Annotated in this window: 8 protein-coding genes; 5 read left to right on the forward strand and 3 right to left on the reverse strand. The window is 42.5% G+C overall.

The genetic code is table 11. The annotated features are described in order from the left end of the window. Positions 1 to 569 precede the first annotated feature (569 nt). The 3 genes from H6G92_RS29255 to H6G92_RS29265 all read right to left on the reverse strand — a co-directional run bounded on the left by H6G92_RS29255 (position 570) and on the right by H6G92_RS29265 (position 2,851). Positions 570 to 878, reverse strand: a complete 309-nt coding sequence (locus H6G92_RS29255) for a hypothetical protein (RefSeq protein ID WP_190899025.1) — start codon at positions 876 to 878, stop codon at positions 570 to 572. 778 nt (positions 879 to 1,656) lie between these two features. Continuing rightward, positions 1,657 to 1,911: a hypothetical protein gene (locus H6G92_RS29260; RefSeq protein ID WP_190899027.1), complete on the reverse strand. Its 255-nt coding sequence runs from the start codon at positions 1,909 to 1,911 to the stop codon at positions 1,657 to 1,659. Positions 1,912 to 2,584: 673 nt separating this feature from the next. Then, positions 2,585 to 2,851, reverse strand: a complete 267-nt coding sequence (locus H6G92_RS29265; RefSeq protein ID WP_242059352.1) for a hypothetical protein — start codon at positions 2,849 to 2,851, stop codon at positions 2,585 to 2,587. A gap of 409 nt (positions 2,852 to 3,260) precedes the next feature. Here H6G92_RS29265 and mobV point away from each other — a divergent pair, with 409 nt between their 5' ends. From mobV to H6G92_RS29290, 5 genes are all read left to right on the forward strand, one after another. Then, a complete protein-coding gene (mobV, locus tag H6G92_RS29270; RefSeq protein WP_242059353.1) occupies positions 3,261 to 4,679 on the forward strand; it encodes a MobV family relaxase in 1,419 nt (472 codons plus the stop codon). Between the two features lie 390 nt (positions 4,680 to 5,069). Beyond that, positions 5,070 to 5,480 (forward strand): toprim domain-containing protein, encoded by a 411-nt coding sequence (locus H6G92_RS29275; RefSeq protein WP_199345024.1) that lies wholly within the window; start codon positions 5,070 to 5,072, stop codon positions 5,478 to 5,480. Between the two features lie 315 nt (positions 5,481 to 5,795). After that, positions 5,796 to 8,789 carry a bifunctional diguanylate cyclase/phosphodiesterase gene (locus tag H6G92_RS29280; protein WP_190899028.1) on the forward strand — a complete coding sequence of 998 codons (2,994 nt, stop codon included), beginning with the start codon at positions 5,796 to 5,798 and terminating at the stop codon, positions 8,787 to 8,789. Positions 8,790 to 8,869: 80 nt separating this feature from the next. After that, the gene (locus H6G92_RS29285; protein WP_242059354.1) at positions 8,870 to 8,974 is read left to right on the forward strand and encodes a hypothetical protein; all 105 of its coding nucleotides are present in this window, start codon (positions 8,870 to 8,872) and stop codon (positions 8,972 to 8,974) included. 143 nt (positions 8,975 to 9,117) lie between these two features. Next, positions 9,118 to 9,348 (forward strand): hypothetical protein, encoded by a 231-nt coding sequence (locus tag H6G92_RS29290; RefSeq protein ID WP_190899030.1) that lies wholly within the window; start codon positions 9,118 to 9,120, stop codon positions 9,346 to 9,348. Positions 9,349 to 9,622 lie beyond the last annotated feature (274 nt).

Below are 9,622 nucleotides of genomic sequence, written 5' to 3' on the forward strand. Positions count from 1 at the left end.
AATCAACCGTGAGTCCGTCAGCATATCCTCGTTATTACAACGGGGCTTTAGCTTCTGACTCAATCTTCACCTTGATTGCATACGGTTAGCACCTGCTCAGGTCATCGACCTTTTGCCTGAGAGCATTTCAAGGTTTACTCCGTTCCGTATATCCGTTTGGCGATGTATTTAGGGTGGCGTACCCTGCCGGATTATCTGTGGGGTGATTGCTTGTCACAAGAAATATGACCAGCCCTTGAATGTCGCAGAAATGGACTTTCTTATAACCATTGCCTTTTGGCTCCAGCGTCTCAACCTAATTTCGCTGGTTATTCGTTACGACAGTAAACCGCCTTCACTCACTTTACCCATACACATCTGTGCTAGAAGGGATTCTAGGTTAGGTTCCCAGTTACCTCCATTACACCCCGCTTTGAGGATTGATGACTAGTCGCTACCTCAGGGGTATTGCTTTCACTCCCTCACCAAGGAGGGCAAGAATTACACTTGCACGGATTTACAGTTGTCTAGGTTCTGTAAAAAAAAAAAAAAAATTTTTTTTTTTTTTTTTTAACCTAGCGACGAATCCCTCAAGCCGGGACTTGGCTTGATTTCTCGTCAACGGATCGCACTTTCTTTTCAAAAATCTGAATTCCCGCGTCAATCACTTCAAAACCGTTTTCTGTTCGTTGACCAAGCTTGCCCGAAACGGCCCCGGCCCAGTCTGCAAATTCTGAGGCGCTAGTTTCAGCCTTGCGCCAGCTTTTGGCATTAACTTGAGCGGTAAAGACTATGCCGTTCTGATCAGTCAACTCGATTGCAACTTTCTTATTCTCTGCTGGTGTGGCTGTTGGTAGTGAGCCGCTAAATTTTATTGTCACTTCACTTTTGGCTTCCATCGCTTACCCCTAGCTCATCATCAATTTCATTTTTTCGTTCCTGATTTTATCTTGGATTAGGTTGACCACAAGATGCGCGATCGCTTGACTATCGTAGTTGATCACAAACAAATTGAACGTTGAGCATTCGGCTTGAACGAGAACCAAGACTCAACATTAAAAAACAAAATCCACAAAAAAAATTTACCCCTGTTTTTGACCCTTTTTTCGTCTATCTAATTGATAATTACTCTCAAGATAAACCGCCCAAACCGTGATTTTTGACACATTTATCAAGAAATATTACAGTTTTGGCACTAGTTGATTGATTTGACTAAATTCGTGCGTCTGAGATAAAACCTCCACAAAACATCCATTTTCCCAATTCTTAGCAACTACATTCAACATCTCCCAATATCTAGACAATATCTCCCAAATCTCCAATTTTTTCTTACCTTTTTACACCTTTTACATCATCCAGTAACGGAATTCTCATTAGCTCAAAAATTCCCAATAAATCCGAACAGTTCCCAATACTTATAAGAAGTCTCCCATTTGCTCCCAATAATTGGTCAATTACCCTGAAAATCACTTAAAAGCTTTTAAGCCCGCTAATCCATCTTTTTCTGACGCACAGTACGCCATATTTGGCGGAAAGTTTTTGAGAGCCAAAATTGAAAAGCAGAAGCATAAGCAATAGCCATCAAAAAATACTACTGAAGAACTACACAGTCACGACAAAAGCCACCAAGGCACAAGCCTTGAAAAAAGATACCAGCCGTCACAACCAAGATCCACGCTACACAACGAATAAACTCGAAACACGGCTGGTATAGGAGTGAAAGCGGTCTCCCCCAATGAGTTCACCCCTCTGAAAACTGGGGCGATTCTTCTCTAGTTCTTCGCTATTGAAGCGCGACTCGATAACCAGTGAAAGAAAATCATGCCCAATGTGCAGCATCTTCTCGTATTGAATCAAGTTGCTCCTCAGCAACACACCCAGGGGTGTTTGAGGAAATGTCCAAGGGAATTGAAGAAATGAGCTTTTTCTCAACTACTACTCGACACCAAACAGCTTGTATTTCTGTTTCATTTCCGATGACAGTTCTAAATCGATCAAACCGTCACTGTCCTCATCCCAGGTTTGGTCATTATCAGTGGACACTAGCTACACATTTATAATCACCACTAAGTCTATGCAATTAGTGGTCTTTAAATCACCAAATTGTATATCCAATCACAATTTCTTTTGGCTTAGTCTAGGCTTAGTCCAGGATAGTCGTAGACTAAGCCTAGACTAATTCTAGGGTTTGAGTAATTTCTGTTTGTCATTCAAAAAAGTTGTTGTAGACTAAGCCTGGGCTTAGTCTGCACTAAGCCAAAAGCATCTGCTATTTCTTAGAAAAAAGCCTATAATCCTTGTTGCCACTAGCTTGGAGCTACTTTTTCGCCCAATTTCGGGCGGTTTTTCTATATTACGGCTGTGTTGCACTTATACTTCAAAAATCCCTCTCCCTAACTTCAACTTGCCAACCCAGCATTCGAGATAGACTGCAAATCGCTCTCACCATCAAACTCAAGTCGCAAGTGACTTTTTCGCAGTCGCAAGTAAGTTTTGTAACGGGGATTTAGACCCCGCAAACACATACTTGCGGCTTGATAGAAGCCTGGGACTTAAACTGAACCGTTTGAGAGTTCTTCACTTGCGACTTTGTTAAAGCAAGTGTCTACTCAAGTAACTGCTTAAGCAAGTAAATCTGTAATTCCAACTGTGAGATAGAGTAAATCACAGCAGTCTTGAGAGTGTCGCTGTCAGCACCAATGCGCTTTATGACAAAAGGCCCCCAGCACATCCTTAAAGTACTCAAAACAATTTTAGTCAGACCTCTGCCCGACATTCGACGCTCACGCTCTCGTAAAAATTGCAGCAACTGGCCATCGCTACTGTCGTGACTGCGCTTAATCGAAAGCACTTCTAAATTAGGTTGCTCCATGTCCTGCATTCCTACCGAATTAAAGGAGATTGTGTGTAAGGCATCGTGTTGATTGATACCAAATTCCAATGACTGTCAAAATGCGCCGTAAACTACCCCTAGTACCCCTCTACTGTACCAAATGACAGTCGTTTGACAGTCATTGCCCAAAAACCCGATGACTGTCAAACGACTGTCGTTATGTCCCCTAGAGGTGCTTTTGGGCGTATTTTGACAGTCGGCAGTAAGCGCGATTTCTCCCCAAAAAGTGGATTTCAGGGTTTTGTATAAGTGATACCATACTCACTATGGTTTCATGCCCTGCGGGTGGCTGCGCCATCTCTCGCTGCGCTCATGACATGAAACCGCCGTTCGCTTGGAGGGTTTTTTTCGTAATACAAAAATACTGCATTTGTAGCATAATTTTTTTATGTCGCCACTAACAATTCTCAGAATTGAAAAACTAAAAACATTCGGCAACGTTGCGGGAAGTGATGACCATGTTACCAGGAATAGAGAAACACCCAACGCAGATCCAACTAAAGAGAATGTCCGGTTAATTGGGGAAGACGACCGCGCATTAGAGGAAATAGTTAAAGAAAAAATCTCTACGCTCAAGCATCGCCCTCGGCATGATGCGGTGTTATGCACGGAAATGTTTCTCTCGGCATCACCTGAATATTTTCGTCCCGTTGATCCATCTCTTTCTGGGCAGTGGTCTGATTCACTGATGCAGCAATGGGCGATCGCATCTCGTGACTGGCTAGATCAAAACTATGGGTCAAAGTGCGTCAGGGCAGAGCTTCACCTAGATGAAAGTACCCCACACATCCACGCCTACATCGTGCCAGTGAATGAAAAAACTGGCAGAGTAAGCCATGACGCGATGTTCGGCGGCAGAGGTGGACAGGGAAGAATTAAGTTATCCAAACTCCAAGACAGTTATGCTGGTGCACTTGCTCCTTTGGGCATTGAACGAGGGGTCAAGGGCAGTAAGGCAACCCACACCAAAGTAAAGGAATATTACCAAGCGGTTAACAGTGAACCACTCACCGCAGTCATTACAAATAACCAATTAGCACCGACACCATTTGAATCAGCTAGTAGTTATGTAACCAGGATTCAGTCTGATGAACACTTCCAAGCGATCAACCACCAACTGGCTGACCGTTCCTTCATGGCAGAGCGATTGGAGAGGGCAGAGCAACGGGCGAGAGCCAGCGAGAAGGAGCGACAACGGCTAGAAGAAATTGTGCGAACGCTGGAATTGAAAACCCAACAACTGCGCGATTTGCCCCTGGAGGATGTCGCCTGGGAGTTGGGGCTAAATTGCGATCGCACTCATCAGAGCAGATGGAAGGGTCACGGACACATCATTAATATAGATGGGCCCAAATTTTACGACTTCGCACCCGATCAACAAAAGGGTGGCGGTGGTGCGATTGACTTGGTAATGCACGTTAACTATTGCAATCTACGGCAGGCGGTCGTCTGGTTGCATGAGCGTTTTGGTGAAGCTGGGGCAGAACGTGCAGCGATCGCAAAAACTCGTCAAGTGGCGGCTGAGATTATAGAGTTAGAACCGCGAACCCCGTTTCAGCTACCTGTTGAGGAAAAAAGCAAGTGGTCTTCTGTCTGCAACTACCTCACCCAGAAACGGGGAATACCATCAAATTTTGTGGAACTTCTGCATAAAAGGGGGTTAGTTTACGCTGATGACCAGCAAAACGCTGTGTTCGTCATGCGGAATCTTAGCGAAGAACCCCAGGCAATAGGAGCATTCCTGCGGGGAACACGGGGAGAAAACAACACTTTCAAAGGCTACGAGTTTGGGACTAAGCGGTATTGAGCCGAGATATGAGTAAAAACCTGCAAGATAGTCTGGAAACTCCTACTATATATAGGGTTCAGCCATTTATAAGTAAAATTGACAGGAGAGCGCAAATCTTGGGTATGTATCGCTACAAAAACTGGAGTATTTATTAATTTTATTTACAGGTTTTACAGCAAGGACTTTGAGTATCTTTCGCAAAGAATTGTCTGTAACTCCTACAGGCAAAGGATTATAGCCCAAAATATTAGCCTTCTACCACAGAGTATTTATAATTCTCTTTGGTAGGCGAAAAGCAATTATTGACCCTCAGACTGCAAGTATCTTCAAGCAAAATCCTACTTTCGCTTCAAAAACGCTCAAACTTATATACAGCAAGCTTTCTCAGACCATATTGCTGCTTTTTACTTGTATCTCGGCTCAATACCTAAGCGGCGTGAGGGCTGGTTTTACTTTCACTTGGGCGGACAGCCAACTGATCCTGTAGAGAAAGTGGTGCTTTTGAAATCGCCCATCGATGCCGTGTCTTTTGCCATGCTGGAGTATCAGCTTAGAGGCGACGTGCCACCCAATAGAACTTTGTACATGGCTCTTGATAATCCCAAAAGCTTGCCAGTAGAGCAATTGCAGCATATTCCTAATTTACAAGTGGCGTTTGACTCGGACGATGAGGGTAATGCAGCTGCACGAGTTGTTAAGGAACTACTGCCACAGTCCAAGCGGCTCAAATGCAAGGCTGACGATTGGAATCAGCAGCTTATAGATTATTTGAAACAGAAAAAGCAACAGCTAAGACAAGAACAGGATTTGAGTCTTTAATAGTTATAATGCTTATCTCAAAAATTGCTAGTGATTGCTGAGATATGACGAAAAATATCTGTCTTCCATCACATCATGCCAACCTAATAGTTTAAACCTCTATCTTTAGGGGGTAGCATAGGGCTGATTTTCTCCTTTTTTATGAGCATGGTGTACGAACTACCGCTTGTCGAATAAGCTTAATTAGAATGGAGACATCGCTATGTTAAATAGGAAAACTTCTCAAGAATTCATCTTTAATAAAATAATTTTTGGATTTGTCCGCTGATGACATGGCGAAATTTCTCGTCTCCAATTTTTATTGGGTTTATGAGAATGCCGCTCCGTGTAGTGGTGATAGTACCTTTTGTACTGCAAATTTTTGCATCTGTAGGACTAACAGCATTCTTTTCGTTAAAAAATGGGCAGAAATCTGTTGATGAGGTTGCTATTCCTTTGAGAAATGAACTAGCAAATCGGATTCATCAATATGTCACAGATTACATGGAGAAACCCCAACTCCTCACTCAAATTAACGCCAATGCCATTCGTTTTGGTGAGCTGAATTTGAAAGAACCCAAAAGTCTAGAACGCCATTTTTGGCACCAAATGCAATTATTCAAATCTCTCAGCCCGATCGCTTTTGCAAGTGAACAGGGAGAAATTTATTCAGTAGATCGCCTGAATGATGGTTCACTAGTAATCCGAATCCAAAATCAATTAACAGGTGGTAAATACCATACCTATACCACTGATAGCCAAGGTAATCGCACTAATTTAATTCAAGTTAGCACAACCTTTGATCCTCGCACTCGTCCTTGGTACATAGAAGCTGTAAAAGCAGGTAAAACTACTTGGACTCAAATTTATCCGTATTTTTCTTCATCAGGGCTAGCAATCAGCGCTACCCGACCTCTTTATGGACAGAAAAACACTTTGCTTGGCGTGACAAATGCAACATTACCTCTATCTCAACTAAGTAAGTTTTTGCATAGTTTAAAAATCGGACGTTCAGGAAAGACATTTATTATCGAGCGCTCTGGAAACTTGGTAGCAAGTTCAACAATTGAGCCACTTTTTATACTTAACAATCGGGAAGTCAAGGGGAAGCACAGACGCCTTACACCTCTCGCCAGTAGAGATCGTGTAACTCATTTGACAGCAAAATATTTGAATGCACGCTTTGTTAACTTTAACAACATTCATTCTAGCCAGCAGCTCGACTTTGAAATTGACGGTAAGCGGCAATTCATACAGCTAATGCCGTTCACAGATGGCTACGGACTAAATTGGGTAATTGTCGTAGTGGTTCCAGAAGCCGACTTTATGGAACATATCGAAGCCAATACACGAATCACTATTTTGCTGTGCTTAGGAACATTAATACTGACTACAGTAACGGGAGTGATTACTTCTCATTGGATTACCCAACCAATTATCCGCTTAAGTTCAGCTTCTAAGGAAATTGCTAATGGAAGATTAGACCAAACTGTTGCAGTAGAGGGTATTAAAGAACTAAGAGTTCTTGCTCAGGCTCATAACCAAATGGCTACTCAATTACAAGAGTCATTTGCTGAACTATTAGAGACTAACAAGCAACTAGAAACTGAGATTGTCGAGCGTAGGCAGGTAGAGGAAGCTTTGCGTCTGAGCGAACAGCGATTCCGATTGGCAATTGATAATATCCCCCATCCATTTGTAATTTATGATGCCGAGCGGCGGTTGCAGTTTGTCAATGCTTTTGGCGTTAACCGCAGTGGTTATTCTGAGGAAGCACTTATTGGTCATACAGATGAAGAATTATTCCCGCCTGAAGTTACAAATACTTATTTACCACTGCTTCAAAAAACTGTAGAGACATGCACCTTACAAACTAAAGAGTGTAAGATTCACTTGCCTGATGGGACTTTTACTATAGTTGTTACTTACGTTCCACTGTTGAATGAACATGGGGAAATTTATCAAATTCTCGCGCATACTTATGATATTACCGAGCGCAAACGAGTAGAAGAACGATTGTTGCATAATGCTTTTCATGATGCACTGACAGGTTTACCAAACCGAGCTTTGTTTATAGAACGCTTACAATATGCACTCCAGCAAGCTAAACTACAGGAGAACTATTTATTTGCTGTGCTGTTTATTGACCTGGATAGATTTAAGGTAATTAATGACAGTCTTGGACACATAATTGGAGACCAATTCTTGCTTGCTATCGCCAGTAGGCTAGAAGTATGTCTGCGACCCACCGATCTAGCGGCAAGGCTTGGGGGAGATGAATTTACTATTTTACTTGAGCAAATTCAAGATGCCTCAGACGCTATCAAAGTAGCTGAACGTATTCAACAGGAACTGGTGTTACCTATTGAGCTTGATGGGCAAGAAGTGTTCACGACGGCCAGTATTGGCATCGCTTTAAGTTCAACAGTAGACTATGACCAACCAGAAGACCTGCTTAGAGATGCTGATACAGCGATGTATCAAGCCAAGGCATTGGGCAGAGCGCGCTATGAGCTATTCAACTTAGATATGTATGCGTCGGCTATAGCCAGATTGCATTTAGAAACCGATTTGCGCCGTGCAATTGAACGTCGAGAATTCCGAGTTTATTATCAACCGATTGTTTCGCTCACTAGTGGCTCTATTATAGGTTTTGAAGCTCTGCTGCGCTGGCAACACCCAGAACGTGGTTTGCTGAATCCGGCAGATTTTATTCCTTTAGCAGAAGAAACTGGACTAATTATCGAGATTGGCTACTGGACACTGCATAAGGCGTGCCTCCAGATGCAAACTTGGCGACTCAACGAGCATCCCACCTTGCTAGAGAAAATTATTGTTAATCTCTCTATTAAGCAGTTTTCTCAATCGGATTTGATTAAGCAGATTGAGCATATTTTACACTCAACTGGTCTTGACCCCAACATTCTAATTCTAGAGATTACTGAAAGCGTAATTATGGAAAATGGCGATGAAACAACTGCTACTCTCTCACAAATTCGGGAGTTGGGCGTTGAAATATCAATTGATGACTTTGGTACAGGCTACTCTTCATTGGCCCGTCTTTCTAGCTTTCCGATTAGTGTGTTGAAGATTGACAAATCCTTCCTCAATCCGATGGATACTAATAGCAGAAATTTAGAAATTATTGAGATCATTGTCACCCTAGCACACAAACTGGGTATAAACGTGACCGTCGAAGGAGTAGAGACAAAAGACCAACTAGCTTTTATTAGAAAGTTAAACTGTGAATATGCTCAAGGATATTTTTTCTCGCCTCCATTGGGTACCTCAGATGCGTCAGCATTAATTATGGCAAATCCTCAATGGTGAGGTTTTGATAAATTCAAATAATTCCACTCTTTTTTTCTTATTTAGTTTACGCTGATGCAAAGGCAAACGCTGTATTTGGCATGAAGAATATAGTTAGTAAAGTCAGGGGTGCATTTTTGAGGGGGACATGGGGAGAAAACAACTTCAAGAGAGATGAGAAAGGAACTCGTCGCCATGATATCTAGTTTTACTTCCACTTGGGCGGACAGCCAACAAACCAAGTCTATAAAGTGGTGCTGTGTTTTTCTCCTATCGATGCCATGTCTTTTGTCATGCTAGAGTATCAGGTCACAGGCGCGATACCAAAAGCGTGATCGGTGTATATTATATGCCACTAGACAACCCCAATAGCTTGCCAGTGAACCAATTGCAGAATATTCCTACTGTACAGGTGGCGTTTGAGCCTTCGGAAGAAGGAGAAGTTAAGTTGCTGCACGAGTTGTCAAGAAACTACTGCTACAGTCCAAGCGGCTCAAGTGCAAAGCGACAGATTGGAATCAGCAGCTACTCGATTATCTACACGAACATAAGCAACAGCGCAACTTGGAGCAGGACTTGAGTTTTTAACAGAAAGAGGCTTTTTTTAAATCCCAGGTCTTGCAAGTACCCTGGATGTCATTTCTTGTCACTCAATAAACTACAAAAACTCAGGTCTGACGTTGGAATTGTAACCCATTCAGTCTCTTTTGTATTCTTTATGTAGTACTGATACCAATTTAAATGGGATACAGGGCAGATAAGGTAAACTGAGAATCGTTGTTAAGATACCTCTACCGATGGTTGGTGTCACCTCAATAGAAGTTAAAGAAAGTTTGGATGATTTGGTAGAAAGG

The sequence above is a fragment of the Nostoc foliaceum FACHB-393 genome (assembly GCF_014698505.1).
Lineage (GTDB): Bacteria > Cyanobacteriota > Cyanobacteriia > Cyanobacteriales > Nostocaceae > Nostoc > Nostoc foliaceum_A.